Source organism: Streptomyces sp. IMTB 2501, assembly GCF_001953885.1.
Taxonomy (GTDB): Bacteria; Actinomycetota; Actinomycetes; order Streptomycetales; family Streptomycetaceae; genus Streptomyces.
Genome location: NZ_MQUS01000036.1, coordinates 45,583 through 68,170, shown reverse-complemented (window position 1 = coordinate 68,170; position 22,588 = coordinate 45,583). Strand labels below are relative to the sequence as shown.

21 protein-coding genes are annotated in these 22,588 nt (G+C 71.3%); 5 read left to right on the top strand and 16 right to left on the bottom strand.

All coding sequences use genetic code 11. The annotated features are described in order from the left end of the window. Positions 1-174: 174 nt before the first annotated feature. The 3 genes from AV521_RS39560 to AV521_RS39550 form a co-directional block, all read right to left on the bottom strand. Complete coding sequence (locus AV521_RS39560; protein WP_076095913.1) at positions 175-984, bottom strand: GNAT family N-acetyltransferase; 810 nt, start codon at positions 982-984, stop codon at positions 175-177. Positions 985-1,052: 68 nt separating this feature from the next. Further along, positions 1,053-3,155 carry an IucA/IucC family siderophore biosynthesis protein gene (locus AV521_RS39555; RefSeq protein ID WP_076095911.1) on the bottom strand — a complete coding sequence of 701 codons (2,103 nt, stop codon included), beginning with the start codon at positions 3,153-3,155 and terminating at the stop codon, positions 1,053-1,055. A gap of 162 nt (positions 3,156-3,317) precedes the next feature. Continuing rightward, positions 3,318-4,730, bottom strand: coding sequence for a diaminobutyrate--2-oxoglutarate transaminase family protein (locus AV521_RS39550; RefSeq protein ID WP_107481145.1), 1,413 nt, complete (start codon positions 4,728-4,730; stop codon positions 3,318-3,320). Positions 4,731-5,192: 462 nt separating this feature from the next. On the opposite strand from AV521_RS39550, the gene AV521_RS39545 reads away from it, so the two are divergent. Beyond that, on the top strand, positions 5,193-6,416 hold the full coding sequence (locus AV521_RS39545) for a serine protease (RefSeq protein ID WP_179023736.1): 1,224 nt from the start codon (positions 5,193-5,195) through the stop codon (positions 6,414-6,416). Positions 6,417-6,567: 151 nt separating this feature from the next. Here the strand turns inward: AV521_RS39545 and hflX are convergent, their stop codons facing one another. The 6 genes from hflX to miaA form a co-directional block, all read right to left on the bottom strand. Next, positions 6,568-8,061 carry a GTPase HflX gene (gene hflX, locus AV521_RS39540; RefSeq protein ID WP_076095907.1) on the bottom strand — a complete coding sequence of 498 codons (1,494 nt, stop codon included), beginning with the start codon at positions 8,059-8,061 and terminating at the stop codon, positions 6,568-6,570. A gap of 160 nt (positions 8,062-8,221) precedes the next feature. Next, positions 8,222-9,838 carry a M1 family metallopeptidase gene (locus AV521_RS39535; RefSeq protein WP_076095905.1) on the bottom strand — a complete coding sequence of 539 codons (1,617 nt, stop codon included), beginning with the start codon at positions 9,836-9,838 and terminating at the stop codon, positions 8,222-8,224. 181 nt (positions 9,839-10,019) lie between these two features. After that, on the bottom strand, positions 10,020-12,209 hold the full coding sequence (locus tag AV521_RS39530; protein WP_076095903.1) for a bifunctional (p)ppGpp synthetase/guanosine-3',5'-bis(diphosphate) 3'-pyrophosphohydrolase: 2,190 nt from the start codon (positions 12,207-12,209) through the stop codon (positions 10,020-10,022). A gap of 285 nt (positions 12,210-12,494) precedes the next feature. Further along, positions 12,495-13,364, bottom strand: a complete 870-nt coding sequence (gene dapF / locus AV521_RS39525) for a diaminopimelate epimerase (RefSeq protein WP_076095902.1) — start codon at positions 13,362-13,364, stop codon at positions 12,495-12,497. Positions 13,365-13,453: 89 nt separating this feature from the next. Beyond that, the gene (locus tag AV521_RS39520; RefSeq protein WP_107481144.1) at positions 13,454-14,077 is read right to left on the bottom strand and encodes a hypothetical protein; all 624 of its coding nucleotides are present in this window, start codon (positions 14,075-14,077) and stop codon (positions 13,454-13,456) included. Between the two features lie 107 nt (positions 14,078-14,184). Beyond that, positions 14,185-15,123 carry a tRNA (adenosine(37)-N6)-dimethylallyltransferase MiaA gene (miaA, locus tag AV521_RS39515; protein WP_076095900.1) on the bottom strand — a complete coding sequence of 313 codons (939 nt, stop codon included), beginning with the start codon at positions 15,121-15,123 and terminating at the stop codon, positions 14,185-14,187. A 183-nt stretch (positions 15,124-15,306) separates the two neighbouring features. Here miaA and AV521_RS39510 point away from each other — a divergent pair, with 183 nt between their 5' ends. Then, positions 15,307-15,600, top strand: a complete 294-nt coding sequence (locus tag AV521_RS39510) for a hypothetical protein (RefSeq protein WP_076095897.1) — start codon at positions 15,307-15,309, stop codon at positions 15,598-15,600. Between the two features lie 24 nt (positions 15,601-15,624). Then, positions 15,625-15,909, top strand: coding sequence for an antitoxin (locus tag AV521_RS39505; RefSeq protein ID WP_076095895.1), 285 nt, complete (start codon positions 15,625-15,627; stop codon positions 15,907-15,909). A 125-nt stretch (positions 15,910-16,034) separates the two neighbouring features. Here AV521_RS39505 and AV521_RS39500 read toward each other — a convergent pair whose 3' ends face one another. The 5 genes from AV521_RS39500 to AV521_RS49750 all read right to left on the bottom strand — a co-directional run bounded on the left by AV521_RS39500 (position 16,035) and on the right by AV521_RS49750 (position 20,048). Then, a complete protein-coding gene (locus AV521_RS39500) occupies positions 16,035-16,748 on the bottom strand; it encodes a class III extradiol dioxygenase subunit B-like domain-containing protein (protein ID WP_076095893.1) in 714 nt (237 codons plus the stop codon). A gap of 67 nt (positions 16,749-16,815) precedes the next feature. Continuing rightward, complete coding sequence (miaB, locus tag AV521_RS39495; protein ID WP_107481143.1) at positions 16,816-18,336, bottom strand: tRNA (N6-isopentenyl adenosine(37)-C2)-methylthiotransferase MiaB; 1,521 nt, start codon at positions 18,334-18,336, stop codon at positions 16,816-16,818. A gap of 40 nt (positions 18,337-18,376) precedes the next feature. Beyond that, positions 18,377-19,036: a hypothetical protein gene (locus tag AV521_RS39490; protein WP_076095891.1), complete on the bottom strand. Its 660-nt coding sequence runs from the start codon at positions 19,034-19,036 to the stop codon at positions 18,377-18,379. After that, a complete protein-coding gene (locus AV521_RS39485) occupies positions 19,033-19,902 on the bottom strand; it encodes an ATP-binding cassette domain-containing protein (protein ID WP_256725872.1) in 870 nt (289 codons plus the stop codon). Before AV521_RS39485 ends, AV521_RS39490 begins: the two co-directional genes overlap by 4 nt. Further along, on the bottom strand, positions 19,899-20,048 hold the full coding sequence (locus AV521_RS49750; protein WP_179023734.1) for a hypothetical protein: 150 nt from the start codon (positions 20,046-20,048) through the stop codon (positions 19,899-19,901). Before AV521_RS49750 ends, AV521_RS39485 begins: the two co-directional genes overlap by 4 nt. A 97-nt stretch (positions 20,049-20,145) precedes the next feature. Between AV521_RS49750 and AV521_RS39480 the strand changes: the two genes are divergently transcribed. After that, entirely contained in the window at positions 20,146-20,583 is a 438-nt protein-coding gene (locus AV521_RS39480) for an SRPBCC family protein (RefSeq protein ID WP_076095886.1), read from the top strand. 65 nt (positions 20,584-20,648) lie between these two features. Here the strand turns inward: AV521_RS39480 and AV521_RS39475 are convergent, their stop codons facing one another. Continuing rightward, positions 20,649-20,927 (bottom strand): hypothetical protein, encoded by a 279-nt coding sequence (locus AV521_RS39475; protein ID WP_076095884.1) that lies wholly within the window; start codon positions 20,925-20,927, stop codon positions 20,649-20,651. 41 nt (positions 20,928-20,968) lie between these two features. Between AV521_RS39475 and AV521_RS39470 the strand changes: the two genes are divergently transcribed. Then, positions 20,969-21,640: a protein-L-isoaspartate O-methyltransferase gene (locus AV521_RS39470; RefSeq protein ID WP_256725871.1), complete on the top strand. Its 672-nt coding sequence runs from the start codon at positions 20,969-20,971 to the stop codon at positions 21,638-21,640. 40 nt (positions 21,641-21,680) lie between these two features. Here AV521_RS39470 and AV521_RS39465 read toward each other — a convergent pair whose 3' ends face one another. Beyond that, on the bottom strand, positions 21,681-22,430 hold the full coding sequence (locus AV521_RS39465; RefSeq protein WP_076095882.1) for a PP2C family serine/threonine-protein phosphatase: 750 nt from the start codon (positions 22,428-22,430) through the stop codon (positions 21,681-21,683). Positions 22,431-22,588: the final 158 nt, after the last annotated feature.

Below are 22,588 nucleotides of genomic sequence, written 5' to 3'. Positions count from 1 at the left end.
AGGGCGGACTTTTCTCGGGTTTCCCGGGCCGGTGAGGCTGCTGGGGCACCTCGCGTTTCCCGGCTTTCCCTACTGTCTCGGGCTCCACGGGTTTCTCCGAAATTTTTCTCCGGTCGGGCGGGAACCCCGCCGGCCCGGCACACGTTCATTCTGTGAAGACGTCGTCACTCAGCGCTACAGGACATCGCGCAGGACCCGGTCCCGGATCATGAGGGCGGCCCGCTTGTCGGGCAGGTCGACCTCATCCGCGAACCGGAAGCCGGCGCTCAGGAACGCCGCGACGGAGGGGGTGTTGCGAAGATCGGGCTCCGCTACGACCCGTGCGCATGCGGGACGCCGGTCGAGGATCAGGTCGGCCACGGCTCGGAGCAGGGCGGATCCCAGCCCCCGCCCGCGATCCGGGGCCGCACCGACGAGGAGATGGATCCCGGTGTCATGCGGACGGGCGGGATAGTGGCGGGCCAGCGGATCCAGGTCTGCCCGGTAGATCTCCCAGTAGCTCATCGGTGTGCCGTCCAGTACGCCCAGACACGGCACGCTGCGTCCATCGCCGCCGAGTTGAGCGCGTAGATGGTCCTCCGTCCGGTTCTGGGGCCCGGCCAGCTCCCAGAAGGCGGCGACGGCGGGGTCGTTCATCCACCGATGGATGAGCGGCAGGTCTTCATCGATGCGCACGGGCTGAAGCTGAAAGGAGCCGACAGCGGTGACCACCGAACCCCACGTATGGAGCTGGTCCAGGAGGTAGGCCGTCCCTCCGGCGAAGAGGGCGAGGAACTCGGTGGGCAGCTGCAGGTCCAGCGTGTCCTCGCAGTCCCCGTCGTCGTCCTCGATGACGAATCCGGTGAACGGGGCGGCCCGTCTGCTGCCCACGCCGTCCATGCGGGTGCCGCCGGCATCCCGGAGGACAGGGGCACCCGGGTGGACGGAGGCGCCCGGATGGGCAGGGTCGGCGCCCGGGCCGGCGTTCGCGTCGGTGGGAGGCACAGTGCGCTCCTCTCAGGAGACGAGGTGGGTCAGGCTCCTCGGAAGTGCGGGGAGACGCGGCAATTCGCTCAGGAATGAAGGGGGTTGGCGATGGTGACGTAGACAGACTGGGTGTCGACCGGGCCGACGAGTTCGTCGAGACCGTGCAGCCGGGTCAGCAGATTGGCCTTGCACCGCAGGACGGGCGAGTCGAGCAGGCGGCGGGGCAGCGGGGTACGCAGTGCGGTGGGCCCTGCGGCAACCTCCGTGAGGAAGCGGCGGAAGGCCGCGAGGAGGAGGCGCTCGTCGGTAAGGCGCTGGGAGCCGAAAGCGCCGATCAGGCCCAGCACATTGTTGATGGCGAGGTAGTAGGCGAATCGTTCGTCGGTGACCTCGTCGGAGACGAAGGTGTCGCTGCGCTCACCGATACCGGGCAGCCGGGCATCCAGTTCGGTGCGCCGGGACTCGCGGAAGTAGTAGCCCTGGTTGTCGCGGTAGCGGCCGCCGGCGGGCCAGCCGTCGCGGTCGAGCAGCAGCAGGGTGTTCTGCTGGTGGGCTTCGAGGGCGATGCCGGCCTCGCTGTCCAGCCAGAGCACGGGACGGACGACCTGTTCCAGGTACCGGAGAAACCACTCCACGGCAACGGCACCGACGGGCCGGCCGGTGCGCGCGGCGAGCCGCGCCACGAGTCGGGCCAGCCGGGAATGGATCGGCCAAGTGGTCTGCTGGGCTGGGGAGTTGCTGCCGGATTCGGAAACGGGCCGGGGCGAGACGAGTCCGGCGACGCAGCCGACGTCGTCGGTCGGCGCGAACGGGTTGTGCCTGATCAGCACGTCGAACCCGGTGACGGGCCGCCCGTCCGGATCGTCGACGGCGAGCCAGGCCGGATCGCGGACGATGTCGAAGGAGGGATGTACGGCCTGCCATGGCTTGGACAGGCCGGTGCGCAGCAGCCGGTGCACCTCGACTCCCCGATGGAGTTCCTTGCGCAGGTTCTCCCGGCGGGAGTTGGTGATGCGCAGGCCGAGCGACAGCTTGAGCATCGCGGGGGCACCGGATCGGTGGACCGTGCGGACGGAGGAGGTGGGATACCAGCAGGGCCCGAGGGGACCGAGGTCGCGAAGGAGGCCCGAGTCGAGCAGGGCGGCGACGGGTGCGCGGTGGCGCAGCTCACGGGCCTGCCACGGATGCAGGGGAAGGGCGGCGTAGCCGTCGGGCAGCGGGAGAGCGGTTTCGGCGAGTCGCCGGGTGAGGTGGTCGGCGGGGACGGGGCGGCCGCGCTCGGTCCATGCCGAGTCGGTGACGAGGAGGGAGGGAGAGACAGCCATCCAGTGCAGGGAAAAGGAGCCGCGCAGCTCTGGTGAGTACAGACGGGTTTCGGCGTCGGTCAGGCCGTCCCGGCTCTTGGGGGTCGGGTGCAGGGGATGTCCGAGCAGGAGGGCCTGCTCGGCGGAGAGGAAGAGGTCGGGGCTGTCGGTGGGGTGCTCGCGCCGGTCACGGATGAAGGTCGCGGTGCGGCGGACGGAGTCGGCCACCCGGGCCACCAGGTCGCCGTCGCTGTCGTAGCCGTGGTCATGGTCGCGGCCGTCATGGCTGTGACCGTCACGCCCATGGCCGTGGTCGTGGCCGTCGTGCCTGTAGCCGTCATCGCCGTTGCCGTCGTGCCCGCGGCCGTAGTCGTGGCCGGCGCGCCCGTAGCCGTCGTCGCCGGGGCCGTCGGCGGTGGGGCTCTGGGTGTGGGAGCCGCTGCCCGGGTCGCCGGTCGTCTCCCGGGTGAGCAGCGCCGCCAGAGTGACGGCGTCTACGGCGGGGGCGGCTTCGGGGGCACTGACCAGGCGTGGTGGACCGAAGCGGTGCCAGCCGGTCGGTGACCAGTAGCGGACCGGCACGATCAGGGCGGTGCCGCTGGCCGGGAGCGGGACGTGGAGGATGCCGTTGACGGGGGCGGCGAGACTGGTCTCGCGTACCCAGCACCGCAGCAGGTTCTCCACGGCGGCGGCCTGGGCTGCGGTGCGCGGGTCGGGGTGTTCCAGCAGCTCGGCGCCGGGCTCGGTCACTCGGGTGAGATCCGCGGTGCGCCTCTTCTGCGGGGGAACCGACTCGGCGAGCGGCACGGGAGAGGCCGGGGTGCCGGAGTCTCCCTGTTCGTCGGAGGCACCGGAGCTGCCGTCGGGAGTGGGGGTGGCGTTCATGACGGCTCCTCGTGGCCGACTGGGTGGTGCGGGGCTCGTACTGTCGCTCGGTCGCCCTTCCGGCGTCGCGGGCGGTTGACTCGGTGGCGTCGACGATGGGGTCGGCGTGGCGGAGGACCAGGTCGGCGGGGAGAGCGGGCGGGCACGAGAGGGCTCGGGCTCTCAGCCGGTGCGCTGGGCAGGGCCGTGGTGCGGGCCGTGTTCCTCGTGCGTGCGGGCCACTGCCGCGACCGCGTCCGTCAGGCGGTCCAGAACGGCTGCCGCCTGCTCGTCGCTGATCGTGAGCGGGGGAAGCAGCCGGACGACGGCCGAGTGACGGCCGCCGAGTTCGACGATCAATCCGCGCTGGAGACACTCCCGTTGGACGGCAGCGGCGAGTTCGGGCGCGGCCGGGTGCGGGGTGCGGGTGGGCTCCGGGCCGGAGGATGCGAGGTGATGGTCGTCGGGTCCGGCATGGGCGCCTTCCGGGTCCACCAGCTCGACGCCGATCATCAGCCCACGACCCCGTACGTCCCCCACGCACGCGAACGTGTCGGCCAGCTCCCCGAGTTGACCGAGCATGCTTGCGCCGAGGGCGGCGGCTCGCTCGGCGAGGCCGTTCTCCCGCACATGGGTGAGGGTCGCGGTGCCCGCCGCCATGGCGAGTTGGTTGCCGCGGAAGGTTCCCGCGTGGGCGCCGGGTTGCCAGACGTCGAGATCGTCGCGATAGACGATCACGGCCAGCGGGAGGCTGCCACCGATGGCCTTGGACAGGACCATGACGTCGGGGGTGATGCCGCTGTGGTCGACGGCCCAGAAGGCGCCCGTCCTGCCGACGCCGGTCTGGATCTCGTCGGCGATCAGCGGGATGGACCGGGCCGCGGTGAGCTGCCGCATACGGCGCAGCCAGTCGTCCGGTCCGGGGATCACCCCGCCCTCGCCCTGGACGGGTTCCAGGATCATCCCGGCGGGCCGTGGCACGCCGGACTTGGGATCGTCGAGGAGGGACTCGGTCCAGCGGGCGGCGAGTTCGGCGCCGCGCGGTCCGCCGATACCGAACGGACAGCGGTAGTCCTGCGGATAGGGCAGTCGGGCGACCCGGACGTCGCGGGCGCCGCCGGAGGCTGCCAGGGCACCGGCGGTCATGCCGTGGTAGGCACCGGTGAACGCGAGCAGACCGGTGCGGCCGGTCGCGGCCCGGACCAGTTTGAGAGCGGCCTCGACGGCGTCGGTTCCGGCCGGCCCGCAGAACTGGACCCGGGCGCGGTCGGCGAGACCGGATGGAAGGGTGCGGAACAGCTCGGTGATGAAGGCGTCCTTGACGGGGGTCGCCAGGTCGAGGACGGAGAGGGGGGCGCCGGAGTCGAGGACCCTGCGGATCGCTTCCAGCACGACCGGATGGTTGTGGCCGAGGGCGAGTGTGCCGGCGCCGGAGAGACAGTCGAGATAGCGACGGCCGTCGGCGCCCTCGATGGTGAGCCCTCGCGCCCGGACCGGGACGATGGGCAGGGCCCGGGCGTAGGTGCGGGCGGAGGATTCACGCGCCGACTGGCGTCTGAGGATCCCCTCGTGCCCAGCCGGCGCTTCCCCGTGCATGCCTCCAGCCATCGATTCCGTAACGGCCACCGGTCGCTGTCCTCCCCGCTGTTCAGAGGCGAGTTGATCCACGGGGACCGGATGCAGGCAGCTGGCCCCCCACCGCTACAACCGTGGACCGTTCGACGGGTTACGGGTTTCCACAAGATCGTTTCCCGGACGGAGAGATGACACGTTTCACACGGCATCGCGGGAGAGCGGCCTGCCGGCAGGGGGAAGGCCCCTTGGATCACGGGCGGTTGTGGTGACGGGACGCCAAATCGTTAAATCTACGGAGGATTGGCCAGGTCAGACGGCTTGTGGCCGAACCGTTGCCGTTCCGTCGGAAGTCCCCCACAGCAAGCGCATAGTCTGGGACGCCGTTCCCAGACGGTCGTGAGACCGGCATGAACTCTCCATGAGTTCCCTGCCGGTGGCGCGGCCGAAGCGCCGAGTACCTTCACAGCAGGGGGAGTCAAGAGCATGCGACCCATACGACCGTCGTTCACTGTTCGGCGAGAGAGGGGCACCCGCCGCACCTCCACCTCGCTCGCGGCGGTCACCCTCGCCTCGGCGCTGGCACTGACCGCCACCGCCTGCAACGGCGACGACAACGCCGACAGCAAGCCGACCGCCTCAGCGACCGCGGCCAGTGCCGGCGACGGCAAGATCAGGATCCCGGACGACCTCAAGCAGAAGCTCAAGGAACACGGGATCGACCTCGGCAAGTGGAAGCACGGCGCCTGGAAGAACTGGAACAAGCAGGACTGGCTGCGCGAGGCCAACGACTTCGTCAACCCGATCATCAAGGGCCTGTGGGACCCCAACCGGATGCGCCACGCCAACGACCCGAACAAGGGTGTCAACAACAACGACATCTCCGGTGACCAGGGCGTGACGGACCCGACCCCGCAGCCGGTGAAGGCCCAGGCCGTCGCGTCGCCGTACCACACCAACGCGGCCGCCTCGGGCAAGGTGTTCTTCGACTCCCCCGAGGGCCACATGGTGTGCTCGGGCACGGTCGTGGAAGACCCCGCGCACCCGGGCAAGTCCAACCTGGTCTGGACGGCGGGTCACTGTGTGCACGCCGGCAAGAACGGCGGCTGGTACCGCAACATGGCCTTCGTGCCGTCGTACAACAACTCCGGCAAGCCGGCCGCCCAGCTGCAGAACGCCAGCAGGTCCGAGATCGCCCCGTACGGCGTCTGGTGGGCCGATGCGGCGCAGACCTCGCAGCAGTGGATCGACCAGGGCGGTGAGACCGGCGGCAACGGTGCCTCGTACGACTACTCGGTGATCCATGTGACGCCGGAGCAGGGCAACGGCGGCAAGTCGCTGGAGGAGACGGTCGGCGGGGCGCTGCCGGTGAACTTCAACGCTCCGGCGGTGCCGAAGGTGAACAGCATCACCGCGTCCGGCTACCCGGAGGCGGCTCCGTTCGACGGCCAGCTGCTGTACCAGTGCAAGGACAAGCCGAGCCGGCTGTCCATCAGCCAGTCGGACCCGACGATGTACCGGATCGGCTGCACGATGACGGCCGGCTCCTCCGGAGGTGGCTGGGTGGAGACCGGTGCGGACGGCAAGCCGGCGCTCGTTTCCAACACGTCCATCGGTCCGGTGAGTTCGGGGTGGCTGGCCGGGCCCCGGCTGGGTTCCGTGGCCAAGGGCGTGTACGAGTCGGTCAGCAAGAAGTTCGCCGGGCAGTGAGGGTGGCCGGAGTCGCAGTCACGTCTGCCCAGTGACGGTACGGCGGCGGCTTACGGCAGCCGGTGGTTGACCGCTCCCCGGCCCCGCGCCTCTCAGGGTGTGCAAAAGGCCCGCCCCCTGAAAAGGGAGCGGGCCTTTCGTGCAGCCGTGGTCAGGCCGCCGGCGCCGGTACGTACGGTGCCAGGTCCGCCGCCAGTTCCTCGTGTACCCGGACCTTGAGCAGGGTGCCCTCCGCGGTGTGCTCCTCGGAGATCACCTCGCCCTCGGTGTGGGCACGGGCGACGAGCTTGCCGTGGGTGTACGGGACGAGCGCCTCGATCTCGACCGACGGACGCGGCAGATCGTTGTCGATCAGGCCGAGCAGTTCCTCGATGCCCCGGCCGGTGCGGGCCGAGACGGCGATCGAACGCTTCTCGACCCTGAGCAGCCGCTGGAGGACCAGCGGGTCGGCCGCGTCCGCCTTGTTGATCACGACGATCTCGGGTACGTCGGTGGCACCGACGTCCCGGATCACCTCGCGCACGGCGGCCAGCTGCTCCTCCGGCACCGGGTGCGAGCCGTCCACCACGTGCAGGATCAGGTCGGCGTCACCGACCTCCTCCATGGTGGAGCGGAACGCCTCGACCAGGTGGTGCGGCAGGTGCCGGACGAAGCCGACCGTGTCGGCCAGGGTGTACAGCCGGCCACTCGGGGTCTCCGCACGGCGGACGGTCGGGTCCAGGGTCGCGAACAGGGCGTTCTCGACCAGGACGCCGGCGCCGGTGAGGCGGTTGAGCAGGGACGACTTGCCGGCGTTGGTGTAGCCCGCGATGGCGACGGACGGCACCTTGTTGCGCCGGCGCTCCTGGCGCTTGATCTCGCGGCCGGTCTTCATCTCCGCGATCTCCCGGCGCATCTTCGCCATCTTCTCGCGGATCCGCCGCCGGTCCGTCTCGATCTTGGTCTCACCGGGGCCACGGGTGGCGAGGCCGCCGCCCTTGCCGCCGCCCATCTGACGGGACAGCGACTGACCCCAGCCGCGCAGCCTCGGCAGCATGTACTGCATCTGCGCGAGGGCGACCTGCGCCTTGCCCTCGCGGGACTTGGCGTGCTGGGCGAAGATGTCCAGGATCAGGGCCGTACGGTCGATGACCTTGACCTTGACGACGTCCTCCAGCTGGATCAGCTGGCCGGGACTCAGCTCACCGTCGCAGATGACAGTGTCCGCGCCCGATTCGATGACGATGTCGCGCAGCTCCTGGGCCTTGCCGGAGCCGATGTAGGTGGCCGCGTCCGGCTTGTCGCGGCGCTGGATGACGCCGTCGAGCACGAGCGCACCCGCGGTCTCGGCGAGGGCGGCCAGCTCCGCGAGGGAGTTGTCCGCGTCCTGCACGGTGCCGGTGGTCCACACGCCGACGAGCACGACCCGCTCCAGGCGGAGCTGGCGGTACTCGACCTCGGTGACGTCCTCCAGCTCGGTGGACAGGCCCGCCACGCGGCGCAGGGCCGCGCGCTCGGAGCGGTCGAACTGGTCGCCGTCCCGCTCGCCGTCGATCTCGTGGCTCCAGGCGACGTCCTCTTCCATCAGGGCATCGGCCCGAAGACCTTCGGGATAGGTGTGCGCGAGGCGCTTGGTGTCCTGGGAAGGGGAAGAAGAGGAGGTCATTGGATCCTTACGTCGATGGGATGCCGTCAGGGCGTCGGTAGCGCGGTCCGGCCGGACCACTCAGAGGTTCAACGCACGAGTACCCCGGGAGATTCCCGTGTGCCGTCTCGTGCCGACCCGAAGATGGTCGCACGAGGCGGCACGTCTCGTCACCGTGTTATCACCGGGTCCGCGGCTCGCCCTCGCCCGGCGACGTGACCGGGTCCGGTGCCTTCCGGCCCGCTCTCGGCGACGCGGCCGGTCCCGACGGCTTCTGGCCCGCTTTCGGTGCCTTCGTGGGATCCGCCGACTTCCAGTCCGGGTGGCCCGGCATCGGCGGGGTCTTCTCGTCGTACAGCCAGCCCCTGAGGAAGCCGCTCAGGTCGCGGCCGGAGACCGTCGAGGCCAGCCGGATGAAGTCGGCGGTGGAGGCCGTGGAGTCCCGGTGTTCCTGGACCCACGCGCGCTCCAGCCGCTCGAAGGCCGGCTTGCCGATCTCCTGTCGCAGGGCGTAGAGCACGAGGGCCGCGCCGTCGTAGATGTTGGGCCGGAAAATGGAGATCTTCTGGCCGGGGGCGGCCGCCTTGGGCAGGGCGGGCGGGCCTCCGGCCTCGCGCCAGCCGTCGGAGGCGGCGTACGCGGCCTTCATCCGGTCCACCATGGGCCGGTGCGCGGTCTCCTCGGCGTACAGCGCCTCGTACCAGGTGGCGTGCCCCTCGTTCAGCCAGACGTCGGACCAGGTCCGGGGGCTGACGCTGTCGCCGAACCACTGGTGGGACAGCTCATGCACCATGATCGACTCGATGTACCACTTGGGGTAGGCGGGCTGGGTGAAGAGGTCCTTCTCGAAGAGCGAGAGGGTCTGTGTCTCCAGCTCGAACCCGGTCGAGGCCCGGGCCATGAGCACGCCGTACGTCTCGAAGGGGTACGTACCGACCTTGCTCTCCATCCAGGCGATCTGGGCGGGCGTCTTGTCGAGCCACGGCTGGAGGGCCTTGCGGTCGGCGCTGGGCACGACGTCGCGGACCGCGAGCCCGCGCGGGCCCGCGCGGTGCAGCACGGCGGAGTGACCGATGGAGACCTGGGCGAGTTCGGTGGCCATGGGGTGCCGGGTGCGGTAGGTCCAGGTGGTGGCGGAGCCGGCCTGCTGCCTTCCGGTGGGCACGCCGTTGGCCACGACCGTGTAGCCCTTCGGTGCGGTGACGTGGAAGGTGAACATCGCCTTGTCGGACGGGTGGTCGTTGCACGGGAAGACCAGGTGGGCGGCGTCGGCCTGATTGGCCATGGCGAGGCCGTCGGTGGTGCGCACCCAGCCGCCTTCCTGGCCCTTGGCGGCGACGGGATCGCTGGTGTGCTTCACCTTGATCCGAGTCCAGCTGCCCTCGGAGAGGGGGTGCTCCGGCGTGACGACCAGGTCCTCGCCGGCGCTGGTGAACTCCGCGGGATGCCCGTCGACCTCGACCGACTGCACGGTGCCGTGCGCGAAGTCGAGGTTGATCCGCTCCAGGTCGGCGGTGGTCTTGGCGGAGATGGTGGTGACCGCCTGGAGCGGCTTGTCGTTGGTGCCGGGATAGGTGAAGGACACGTCGTACGACGCCACGTCGTAGCCCGGGTTGCCCAGGTACGGGAAGAGCCGGTCGCCGATGCCGAGGGGCTGGGGCGGGGCCGCGGCGGCGAGGAGGCAGACGGAGACGGCGGAGGCGAGCAGGGCCGCCTTCCGGTGCCGGGAGATCCGCGGCCGGGTCCGGGACGGGGACTGGGTGCGGGCGCGACGCGTGACGCGGGGGGTGAGCAGCATGGACCACCGCTACCAGTGCCCTCCCGTGCTACGACGGCGACGCGCGCCCGGCCCACCCGAACGGGTTCGCTCCCACGGCCTTCTGCACACGGTCGGACGGGCGTCCCACCGGGTCGGGCGGGCCCGGAACAAGTGGTACGAGACAGGGGCCCGGCGCACCCGCGTCCCACACCCGTGTCGCTCAGGAGGGCGGGGCCTGGTGCTGGGCGCGGGACACGTCGTACACGCCCGGGACGTCCCGCATGGCGCGCATGAGGGCCGGGAGGTGGGCCGCGTCCGGGAGTTGGAGGGTGTATGTGTGCCGGACCCGCTGCTGGCTGGGCGGTTCGACGGTGGCCGAGACGATGTCGACGCCGGCGGAGGAGATGGCCTCGGTGAGGTCGGCGAGCAGGTGGGGGCGGCCGAACGATTCAGCGACCAGCGTGACCCGGCACTCGGTGGTGTCCCCCCAGCGCACGCCCAGCTCCGTGCGCCCCCGGCCCTTCATGTGCGCAACGGCGGCGCACTCCACCCGGTGCACGGTCACCACTCCCCCGCGTACCGCGAAGCCCGTGATCTCGTCCGGCGGTACGGGCGTACAGCACCCGGCGAGTCGTACGGCGGCTCCGGGCCGGTCCACCAGGACGTCGGCGCCTCTGGGGCGGGCTGCGGAGGTGCGCTCGGCGGGGGCGGCTCCGCCGGGGGCCTCGGTGGGTTCGCGGCGGGGGCCGCCCTCGTCCTCCGTCCCGCTGCCGCCGCCCGGATGCGTCGCGAGCCAGCGCTGGATGGCGATGCGCGCGGCCGGGGTGTGGGCGTGCTCCAGCCATTCACGGGAGGGCTCGGAGGCGGGGTCCTGGCCCATCAGGAGCTGGACCGTGTCGCCGTCCTTCAGGACGGTGCTGAGGGTGGCCAGACGGCCGTTGACGCGGGCACCGATGCAGGCGTGCGCGTCCTCGCCGTACTGGGCGTAGGCGGCGTCCACGCACGTCGCGCCCTCCGGCAGGCCGAGCGTGCCGCCGTCCGGACGGAAGACGGTGATCTCGCGGTCCTGCGCGAGGTCCTCGCGCAGGGTGGACCAGAAGGTGTCGGGATCGGGGGCCGCCCGCTGCCAGTCGAGAAGGCGGGAGAGCCAGCCGGGGCGGGTGGGGTCGGCGCGCTCGCCGTCCGCGGGGGTGTCGGAGGCGGTGGCATCGGACGCCGGGGCGTACGGGTTGCCGAGGGCGACGACGCCCGCCTCCGCGACCTTGTGCATCTGGTGGGTGCGGATGAGGACTTCGACGACTTGGCCGTTGGGGAGGGCGACGGCGGTGTGCAGCGACTGGTACAGGTTGAACTTCGGTACGGCGATGAAGTCCTTGAACTCCGAGACGACCGGGGTCATACAGGTGTGCAGTTCGCCGAGGACGCCGTAACAGTCGGCGTCCTCGTGCACCAGGACGAGCAGGCGGCCGAAGTCCGTGCCGCGCAGCCGTCCGCGCTTGCGGGCCACGCGGTGCACGGAGACGAAGTGCCGGGGCCGGATGAGGACTTCGGCCTGGATGCCGGCCTCGCGCAGCACCCGGCGCATCTCGTCGGCGACCTCGGCGAGCGGGTCGTCCGGGCGGGCGGCGTTGCCGGCGATGAGCTCGCGGGTGTGCTCGTACTCCTCGGGGTGGAGGATGGCGAAGACCAGATCCTCCATCTCGGTCTTCAGGGCCTGCACGCCGAGGCGCTCGGCGAGCGGGATGAGGACGTCGCGGGTGACCTTGGCGATCCGCGCCTGTTTCTCCGGGCGCATGACGCCCAGGGTGCGCATGTTGTGCAGACGGTCGGCGAGTTTGATCGACATCACGCGCACGTCGCTGCCGGTGGCGACGAGCATCTTGCGGAAGGTCTCCGGCTCGGCGGCGGCTCCGTAGTCGACCTTCTCCAGTTTCGTCACCCCGTCGACGAGATAACGAACCTCCTCGCCGAACTGTTCCCGCACCTGATCGAGCGTCACATCGGTGTCCTCGACGGTGTCGTGGAGCAGGGACGCCGTCAACGTCGTGGTCTCGGCGCCGAGTTCGGCGAGGATCAAAGTCACGGCGAGCGGGTGGGTGATGTACGGCTCGCCGCTCTTGCGCATCTGGCCGCGGTGCGAGGACTCCGCGAGGACGTAGGCGCGGCGCAGCGGGTCGAGGTCCGCGTCGGGGTGATGGGCGCGGTGCGCCTCCGCGACATGGCCGATGGCGTCGGGCACCCTGCCGCGGACGGCGGGGCCGAGCAGCGCGGCCCGGCCGAGTCTGCGCAGATCGATCCGGGGCCGGGACTTCCTGCGGTCCGCCCTGGGCACCGCGGGGGCGGTGACCGCCGCGGACGCCGTCGGGGCCACCGGGCCAGGGGACGCAGGGTTCGTGGCCTCCGCACTCATGGGCACCTCCGGCTCGTGGACCGGCGGACGGGGGCCCCAGGGCGTACGCGGCTCAGGGATGGCGACGTTCCCCCCGTCCGTGCCGGTGCTTGATGCTATCGAGCCCACCACGCCCGACTGACCGCCTCTCGCCGAGCGTGAAACGGATCACCCATTCGAGCGACGCAAAAGAGGTTTAGGGTTTGCGCCACATGCCCTGGGGTCGTCAGCGGTTTCGAACACCCCCGGCCACCGGAAACCGCTGCTCCAGGCGCCGAGCGACGTCGTGTTCGTGGTCTCGCCTGGTCAGCGAAGCGCGTTTTCCAGCCATTCGCCGTCGATCTCGCCCTCGGCGACGATCACGGCGGGTCCGGTCATCTCGATTTCGCCGTCGGGCCGTTCGGTGATGACGAGACGGCCGCCGGGCAGGTCGACGGTGTACGTGGCCGGGGTGCCGGTGACGGCCGGGTCGGCGCCGTCGCGCCGGGCGGCGGCCACGGCGACGGCGCACGCGCCCGTGCCGCACGAGCGGGTCTCGCCGGAGCCGCGCTCGTGCACGCGCATGGCGACGTGACGGGGACCGCGGTCGACGACGAACTCGACGTTGACCCCTTCGGGATAGGCCGCGGCCGGGCTGAACGGCGGCGGGTCGTACAGGTTGCCGGCCTGCGCGAGGTCGTCGACGAACGCGACCGCGTGCGGGTTGCCCATGTTCACGTTGCGGGCGGCCCAGCTGTGCTCACCGACGCTCACCGTGACCTCGCCCTCCGGCAGACGGGCGCGGCCCATACCGACGGTGATGTCGCCGTCCTTCGCGATGTGGACGGTCTTCACGCCCGCGCGCGTGGCGATCGCGAGGTCGCCTTCGCCCACATGTCCGGCGTGCTTGAGGTAGCGCGCGAACACACGGACTCCGTTGCCGCACATCTCGGCGACGGAGCCGTCGCCGTTGCGGTAGTCCATGAACCACTCGGCCACGGCCGCCATCGGCTTCGCCTCCGGGTGCGCGGCCGAGCGCACCACGTGCAGCACCCCGTCGCCGCCGATACCGGCCCGGCGGTCGCACAGGGCGGCGACGGCGGCCGGGGGCAGGTCGAGGGCGTTCTCCGGGTCAGGGACGATCACGAAGTCGTTCTCGGTGCCATGGCCCTTGAGGAAGGGGATGGGGGTGCGCATGCCTCGATCGTACGGGAGCGCTCCACCAGGGAGCCGACGGGAGGCGGGGCGGTGCGCCCTGACGGGAAGCCCTTCAGTCCGGGGTGCGCTCAGCGGAGCCTTGCCACGCGCCACACCGCCAGGATCACGACCACGGCCACCAGCACGGCGTAGCCGAGTGCGACCCTCCAGTCGGGGCGGCGGGCCGAGCCCCGGGGCGGGAGGCCGGGCCAGGTGTAGCCCACCTTGCGGGCGGCCATCATGGCCCAGCCGGCGGCGCAGGAGCAGATCAGCAGGCCCAGCATGGCGATGACGGCGCCGCTGTCGCCGAAGTCGAAGGCGAGCGGGAAGGCGAACATCAGCGAGCCGACGGCGGACAGGCCCACGATGGGAGCGAGCTGCCAGATGCGCAGCCGGCGCTGCGGGCGCAGCTCGACCTCGACCTCCGGACCGCCCGGGTACATCTCCTCGGGCTCCGGCCCGTCGGCCGTCACGCCGTCGGGGATCTCGTCGGGGCCGTCATCGGTCAGCCGGGCCTCGGTGAGCGCGTCCTCGACCAGCCTGCCGTCCGGAAGAGGCCCCTCGGGCAGCCGCTGCTCGACCACCCGGCCCTCGGGCAGACGGTCCTCGCCCAGGCAGTCCTCGGCCAGACGGTTCTCGCAGCGGCTCGGTTCGTCACTGTCGGTGGTGACGTGCTCGGCGCTTTGTGCGGTGTCGCGAGGGCCGGCCTCCATCGCCACGCGCCCTCCCAACTAGGCTCCACTTGGTCGATCGAAGCTCGATGATGGCACGGCCCCGAAGGCCGGGATGACCGGCGGCGCATCCCGATGCCATGACGTGATCAGGCTGTAACCGGTCGTTCGACCAACGCCAGGGCCTGGTGCGGAAGTTCCCCCCGGTCCGCCACGGCCCCACTCAGCCAGTGCACCCGGGGATCGCGCCTGAACCACGAGTCCTGGCGGCGCGCGAAGCGCTTGGTCGCACGTACCGTCTCGGCCCGCGCCTCCGCTTCGGTGCACTCCCCGGCGAGCGCGGCGAGCACCTGCTGGTAACCCAGCGCACGCGACGCCGTGCGCCCCTCGCGCAACCCCCGCGCTTCCAGTGCGCGCACCTCGTCCACGAGGCCCGCCTCCCACATGCGGTCGACGCGCAGCGCGATGCGCTCGTCCAGTTCCGGGCGCGCCACGTCGACACCGATCTGGACGGTGTCGTAGACGGAGTCGTGTCCCGGCAGGTTCGCGGTGAAGGGCCGGCCGGTGATCTCGATCACTTCGAGCGCCCGGACGATACGGCGGCCGTTGCTCGGCAGGATCGCGCGGGCGGCCTCGGGGTCGGCGGCGGCCAGCCGGGCGTGCAGCGCGCCCGAGCCGCGCAGGGCCAGCTCCTCTTCCAGGCGGGCCCGGACCTCGGGGTCGGTGCCGGGGAACTCCAGGTTGTCGACGGCCCCGCGGACGTACAGGCCGGAGCCGCCGACCAGGATGGGCCAGCGGCCCTCGGCGAGCAGGGCGTCGATCCGGGCGCGGGCCAGTCTCTGGTACTCGGCGACCGAGGCGGTGACCGTCACGTCCCAGATGTCGAGCAGGTGGTGCGGTATGCCGCCGCGCTCCTCGGGCGTCAGCTTCGCGGTGCCGATGTCCATCCCTCGGTACAGCTGCATGGAGTCGGCGTTGACGACCTCCCCACCGAGCTGCTGGGCCAGGAAGACGCCGAGATCGGACTTTCCGGCCGCGGTGGGTCCGACGACGGCGATGACACGGGGGGTGGAGGGTGCACTGCTCACCGCACCAGTCTCGCAAACCTCCAGGCCATGCCTCGAACGAGTTACGTGACGGGTGGGGTCCCGGGTCGTTGCCCGAGGCGAGATGCCGCCCTCCTGCAGATTGGAGGCGGTGACCCGGGCGGCGCAACCGTACGCACCGGGTAACGCGGGAATTCGCCCGCACGAGTACCGTATGGAGTGGATATGGGCGTTTTTGCACGGCTCCTCCGTAAGTCGAAGCCGACTCCGGAGGCGTCGGCCGCCGAGGCGCAGGCCGGCGCGGAGCCGGAAGCGGCCGAGGCGGCGGAAGCGGAGCCGGCGGAGGCGAAGGCGACCGGGTCGGCGGAGGCGAAGGGTTCGGCCGGGGACGGGAGCGAGGACGTGCCGGTATCGTCGGACGCCGGCACAGACGACGCGTCCGAGGGCTCCGGCATCCCCAAGCAGCAGTCCGCCGAGGAGGCCGCCGACAACGAGGCCGGCGAGGGCGCCCGCAGGTAACTGCCCCGTGAGGGAAGGTGGACCATGGGTCTGTTGGACAACATGAAGGCCAAGCTCGGCCCGGCCAAGGACAAGGTGTCGGACCTCGCGCGGCAGCACGGGGACAAGGTCCAGCACGGCATCGACAAGGCCGCGAAGGCCGTGGACGAGCGGACCAAGGGCAAGTACAGCGACAAGATCCATGCGGGGACCGGAAAGGCCAAGGAGGCGATGGACCGCCTTGCGCACAAGGAAGGTCCCGGCCCGGACACCGCCACCGGCGACCCGACGGCCCCCACCAGGCCGGAGGGCCCGCCACCGGCTTCCTGAATCTCCTCAACGGCATGCGGATCGGCGGACGGTCGCGGGGACGGTCGTACAACACACCGGCTCCCGGTCGTCCGCCGTATGCGCGTGCGCCTGCGCGGCCGTGGAGACCGTGGCCACGCACCCCGCTACGACCAGGCGGCCACCACGTATCCCACGCCGTACGGCGCGGCCTCGAACAGCAGTGAGCCGCTGAGGGCCGTGTTCTCGGCGGCGCCGGCCAGGACCTGCCAGGGCGCCCGGCCGGAGGCCTTCAGTTCGCGGGCCAGCCCGGGGTCCAGCGCACGGATGGCCGGCAGGTCCGCCGCGCCCAGCGCCCGTGCGACCTCCGCGTCGAAGGGTGCCGCCCGCTCGTCCAGGTAGCCCGGCGCCTTGACCGTGCGGCACGCGCTGGCGTCTCCCAGCACCAGCAGCGCCACCCGCCCGGCCCGCGCGCCGATCTCCCGTCCGACTTCGCCGCACCGCTCGGGCGCGAGCGCTTCCCCGATCCCGAGTCCCTCGATCGGGGCATCCGCCCAGCCGGTGCGCTCCAGCAGCCACGCACCCACGGCGAGCGAGGGCGGCAGCTCACGCTCGCCCGGGGCGTCCGTCGCGGGCCCGAGCCGTACGTCGAGGTCGACCCCGAACCCGCGGAAGGATCCCCGGGCGCCCTGCGGAAACGATCCACGCCCGCTCTGCTCGGCGGGCCCGACTACGACCAGGAGGTCCGGGCGGGCGGCCGCGAGCACGCCGACGGCGTCCGAGCATGCCGCGCGCGCGGCGTCCATTTCGGGCGCGGCGCCCGCGGCGACCTCGGGCACGAGCAGCGGAGGGCAGGGGCAGACAGCGGCTGAGACAAGCATGATCGGCAGGGTAACGCCGTACGACGCCCGACTCGGTTCCCGATGGCGTCGGGCACGTTGCGCGCCGTCAGTCGCAGCCGCAGCCGGTCGCCGCGGCCGGCAGCGGCTCCGGGACGCCGATCTTCGGCAGGCCCAGCAGCACACCCGCGGGCTTGGCGGACTCGGCGGCGGTGCGCTTCTCCCAGGCGTCCCCCGCGCGCGTGCGGCGCACGTCGAGAACGGGGCCCTCGGCGAGGAGGTGGTGCGGGGCGGCGTAGGTCACCTCGACGGTGACCACGTCACCGGGGCGGACCTCCTGCTCCGGCTTGGTGAAGTGGACGAGCCGGTTGTCGGGGGCACGGCCGGAGAGCCGGTGCGTGGCGCCGTCCTTGCGGCCCTCGCCCTCGGCGACCATCAGCTCCAGCGTGCGGCCGACCTGCTTCTTGTTCTCCTCCCAGGAGATCTCCTCCTGGAGGGCGACGAGCCGCTCGTAGCGCGCCTGGACGACCTCCTTGGGGATCTGGTTCTCCATGGTCGCGGCCGGGGTGCCCGGGCGCTTGGAGTACTGGAAGGTGAAGGCCTGCGCGAAGCGCGCCTCGCGGACGACGTGCAGGGTCTGCTCGAAGTCCGCTTCCGTCTCTCCCGGGAAACCCACGATGATGTCGGTGGTGATCGCGGCGTGCGGGATGGCGGCCCGGACCTTCTCGATGATCCCGAGGTAGCGCTCCTGCCGGTACGACCGGCGCATCGACTTCAGGACCGTGTCCGAACCGGACTGCAGCGGCATGTGCAGCTGGGGCATCACGTTCGGGGTCTCGGCCATGGCGGCGATGACGTCGTCGGTGAAGTCACGGGGGTGCGGGGACGTGAACCGCACCCGCTCCAGGCCCTCGATGTTCCCGCAGGCGCGCAGCAGCTTGCTGAAGGCCTCACGGTCGCCGATGTCGGAGCCGTAGGCGTTGACGTTCTGCCCGAGCAGGGTGATCTCGGAGACGCCCTCTGCGACCAGCGCCTCTACCTCGGCGAGGATGTCGCCGGGCCGGCGGTCCTTCTCCTTGCCGCGCAGGGCCGGGACGATGCAGAAGGTGCAGGTGTTGTTGCAGCCGACGGAGATCGACACCCAGGCCGCGTAGGCGCTCTCGCGCCGGGTCGGCAGCGTGGAGGGGAACGCCTCCAGCGACTCGGCGATCTCGACCTGCGCCTCCTCCTGCACGCGGGCGCGCTCCAGCAGGACCGGCAGCTTGCCGATGTTGTGCGTGCCGAAGACGACGTCCACCCAGGGCGCCTTCTTCACGATGGTGTCGCGGTCCTTCTGCGCGAGACAGCCGCCGACCGCGATCTGCATGCCGGGCCGCGAGGCCTTCCTCGGCGCGAGCCGGCCGAGGTTGCCGTACAGCCGGTTGTCGGCGTTCTCCCGCACGGCGCAGGTGTTGAACACGACCACATCGGCGTCCCCGTCCGCCCCCTCGGGCGCCCGCTCGTACCCGGCCTCTTCGAGCAGCCCGGCCAGGCGCTCGGAATCGTGGACGTTCATCTGGCACCCATAGGTGCGCACCTCATAGGTTCGCTTGACGTCCACGGGCTGGCTCCGGTCGATGCTGCTGGTCATGCGTCAAGGGTAGGCGCTGTCGGGAGAGCCCTGTCCCGGGTCACTCTCGCCGTGCGGCGACGAACTGGGTGAGTGCCGTGAACGCGACCAGGATCACGGCCGCGATCGCCAGCATGCCGCCCGTGGGAGCCAGCAGCTTCGTCGCGTCGGGCGTCGTCGACATCAGGGTGAACAGCCGATTGACCGGGGGCATGCCCTTGGCGAAGAGGGCTGCCATCACCAGCGCGACGGCGCACACCACCGCGTATCCCTGTCGTCCGAAGACCAGCCGCGAGCACAGCACGCCGATGGCGACCCCCACGAACGCGCAGGTGAGCTGGGCCTCGACTCCCAGCAGAAGATCGTCCGTGGTGACGGTGTAGCGCCCCATCCACAGCGGGAAGAGCAAGCCGAAGACCATCAGCACCAGACAGCTCAGCAGAGCCGTGCCGATCGCCGCGAGCAGGACCTTGAGCGACCGGCCGCCGGACGCGACGACGACGATCGCCCGCTGTGTCGGTTCGTCCAGGCTCATCAGCGCGACGGTCAGCCAGGTCGAGCAGACGAACAGCGCACCGCCCGAGGACGCGTAGGCAGGCGGCAGGGGGCCGCTGCCGTTCACAGTCAGCACGCCCAGCAGGCCCATGAACAGAAGCAACGGGGCTACGTAGCGCTGGCTGTGCAGCACGGTGGCGAACGTGTAGCGGATGAGGGCGATCACTGCACGCCTCCGTTCGTGGCGGCGTCCCGCGCGAAGAGGTCCACTGCCGGCCCTTCCACCCGTTCCACGGACCAGCCGTGCCGCAGTGCGGTGAACAGCAGGGCGTCGGCGGTCTCGCGAGCCACTCTCACCCGGACCCCCGAGTCCGTGCGGCTCACCGCCAGCACGCCGTCCAGCTCCTCCCAGACGAGGTCCTGAGGCACGCGGTCGCCCGGGTACCCGGTCAGGACGACGTCGGAGGAGGGCCGGTGCCCGTCCGGCCGGGACTCCGGCGCGCGCAGCGAGACCCGGCCCTTGCTGACGCTGTAGGTCCGGGTGGCACGGGCCCGTGTCACCGACTCGCGGTGGTCGGTGAAGATCACCGTTCCTCCGGCGCCGGCGACCTCGGTCATGATCTCGGCCAGGACGCCGTGGGCGTCGGCGTCCAGCCCCGACCACGGCTCGTCGAGGACGAGCAGCCCGGGATCCACCAACAGGGCCTGGGCCACCGCGACCTTCTGGGCGTTGCCCTTGGACAGGCTCCGCAGCGGGGCCTGCTTGCCGCCCACCAGCGCCAGCCTGTCCAGCAGCCTGTCCGCCCGCGACGAGGCGTCCGAGGTGGTCAGCCCGCGCACGCGTCCCACATGGGCCAAGTAGTCCACCGCCGACATGCGTTCGTTGGGGGAGAAGCGGTCGGGCACGTAGCCCACGACCGGTGGCCGCGTGGCCACCCGGCCGCGGGTCGGCCGGGACAGTCCCACCGCGATCCGCAACAGCGTCGACTTCCCGGAACCGTTCCCGCCTGTGAATGCCACGACCTCTCCCGCCGGGACCTCCACGTCGACGTCACGCAGAATCCAGTCGCCACGGCCATATCGCTTACTCACTGCTTGAAGTCGTAACAAGTGAACTCCTCCGCCCGTACGCCGACCCCAGCTGCACGCAGATTACGGTGCCAGTACTCCGGTACTCCGTCCGTGCCGCCGTAGAAGCGGCACGTCGCCGAGGCGCGCAGCGACCACGGTCCGGTCACGAGGCTGTCCTCGTTCCGCTCGGCTCGTCTCCCCTCCCACCGGGCGCACACTGGAAGTGGAAGGGCATGCACCATGAGCCGCACGTGGAGGTGAGCCATGAGCACCCTTGAGCTACACGTCGACGTCGGGGTTCCGGTCGACAAGGCCTGGGAGACGCTGCACCGAGTGGAGAACTATCCGAGCTTCGTGGAGGGAGTGCGGGGCGCGCGTACGGAGGCGGGGGGCCGAGCGCATCTGGACGTCGAGGCGGGTGGCCGGGCCACGGAGGTCGAGGCCGAGGTCAGCGACCGCGGCGAGCGCGTTGGCGAGCGCGTGATGGAGTGGCTCACCACGAGCGCCCCCGAGCTGACGGGTTCCTTCTCGGTCCAGCCGATCGACCAGAACCGCACCCGGATCCAGGCACGGCTGGAGTACGACCCGAGCACGGTCCGCGACACCTTCGGCGGGCCGAAGGGATTCGCCCAGACGAACGCCATCGAACGGCTCGTCCGCAGCGATCTGGAGCACTTCAAGGAGTACGTGGAGCGGGGCTGAGCGGCAGAGACACCGCAGGCTCGGCGCACCGCGGGAGCAACACCGCCGAGCAGTCGGTACACCGCTCAGACCTCGAGCACGGCGTCGCAGTCCGGGCAGACCACGGAGGCGTACTCGGCGGGGTACCAGGGCGCTCCGGGATCCTCGGAGGGCTTCCAGCGGGCCGTCTCCATGGCGAACGTGTCCTTGCCGCAGAGGGTCCGCGGTCCCGCGGTGGTGCGCGACCCCGGTGCCGCGGGGGCAGCGTGCACCTTGCGGACGCGCTGTTCCGCCCCACCCGGCGGTCCCGGGGAGGAACGCCTCGCCACCGGCTTGTCGACTTCGTAGACGACGATCTCGGGCATGTCTCCACGGTAGGCGGTCATGAGACCGAACGGCCCGTGCCGTGAACGTCGTACCCGGTGAACCGGATGATCTCGTGCGGGCGCTCATGGCCGCCGGGGTCCGGGACGCACGGCTGCTCTCGGCCGTGCGGACGACGCCCCGGGCGGGATTCGTCCCGGCAGGTCAGGCGGCTGCCGCGTACCGGGACGTGGCCGTCGCGATCGGGCAGGGGCAGGTCACCACGCAGCCTTCGCTGTCCGCCATGATGATCGAGGGCCTGGGTCTGGCCGGATCCGAGCACGTTCTGGAGGTCGGTACGGGTCTCGGTTTCCAGACGGCGCTGCTCGCCGGGCTGGCCGCGGACGTGGTCAGCATCGAGATACGGCCGGACATAGCCCGCCAGGCACGGGTGAACCTCGCGCGTCAGGGCGTGCGGAACGTGGAGCTGCGGGTCGGCGACGGCAGCGGCGGCGTGCCGGACCGTGCTCCGTACGACGCCGTTCTCGTGTCGGCCGCGTTCCCGGAGGTGCCCCCGCCGCTGGTCGCCCAGGTGAGGCCGGGCGGCCGCCTGGTGCAGCCGATCGGGCCGGGCGGGCATGAGCAGGTGGTGTGCTTCGAGCGCACCGCGTCGGCGCTGGTACGGCTGCGGGTGCTGACCCCGGCCTGCTTCGTCCGGCTGCAGGGGCGATACGGCTTTCCGCCGGACGAGTTCCCGCCGGACGAGGCGGAGTGAGGGGCAATGAGGCGGAGTTCCGCCTCACTACCGTCGGCACCTATGCGTCCGCGACGCGTACGACCGCCAGCGTGATGTTGTCGGGGCCGCCCGCCGCGATCGCGGCCTTCCACAGCTCGAAGGCCACACGTCCGTCGTCGTTCTCCCGTATCAGCTCGTCGAGTTCATCCTGCGGCACGGGGTCGGTCAGACCGTCGGTGCAGATGAGATAGCGGTCGCCGGGCGACAGGGGCTCGGCGGTCACATGAGGGCGGACGGCGCGGTACGAGCGGCTGCCGCCGAGGCACTGGGTGACGATGGACGTGGTACGGCGCCCGGGTTCTAGCGGAGGACTGTCGTCGACGCTCACCTGGCGCAGCCCGTCGGGGGAGGCCGCGAAGACCCGGCTGTCGCCCACGTTGAACACCAACAGGGAACCGGCTTGTACGACGATGCCGGCAATCGTCGTCCCCATGGCCGCGAGCTCACCTCCCGCGTCGCCGCCGGCGGCCTCGTACACGGCGCGGTTGCAAGCGCTCAAGGCGTCGCGGACAGCGTCCTCGCTGCTCAGGACGGGCCCGAGGGACGCGACCCGGCGGGCCACCAGGGCGCTGGCCACCTCGCCGCCGGGATGCCCGCCGAGCCCGTCGGCGACGGCCACGACCAGGGGCGTGCCGAGCGGGAAGACCAGGGTCTGCGGACTCTCCGTGACCGTGGCGCACAGCGTCCACGGCCCGACCACGAGGCTGTCCTCGTTCCGTTCACGGAGCAGCCCGGGATGACTCAGCGCACTCACCGTCACGTACCGCATGGAACGCCACCGCCCTCCCGTACGGGCCCGAGCAGTCGGTCGGCCAGCCGCGCAGGTCCACGGTGGGGCACCGGTCGCTGCCGTTGGTCATGGTTCAAGCGTAGGCGCCCGTCGGGAGAAACCCGCTGGAGACGCCGGCTCCACCGCGCCTATGGTCG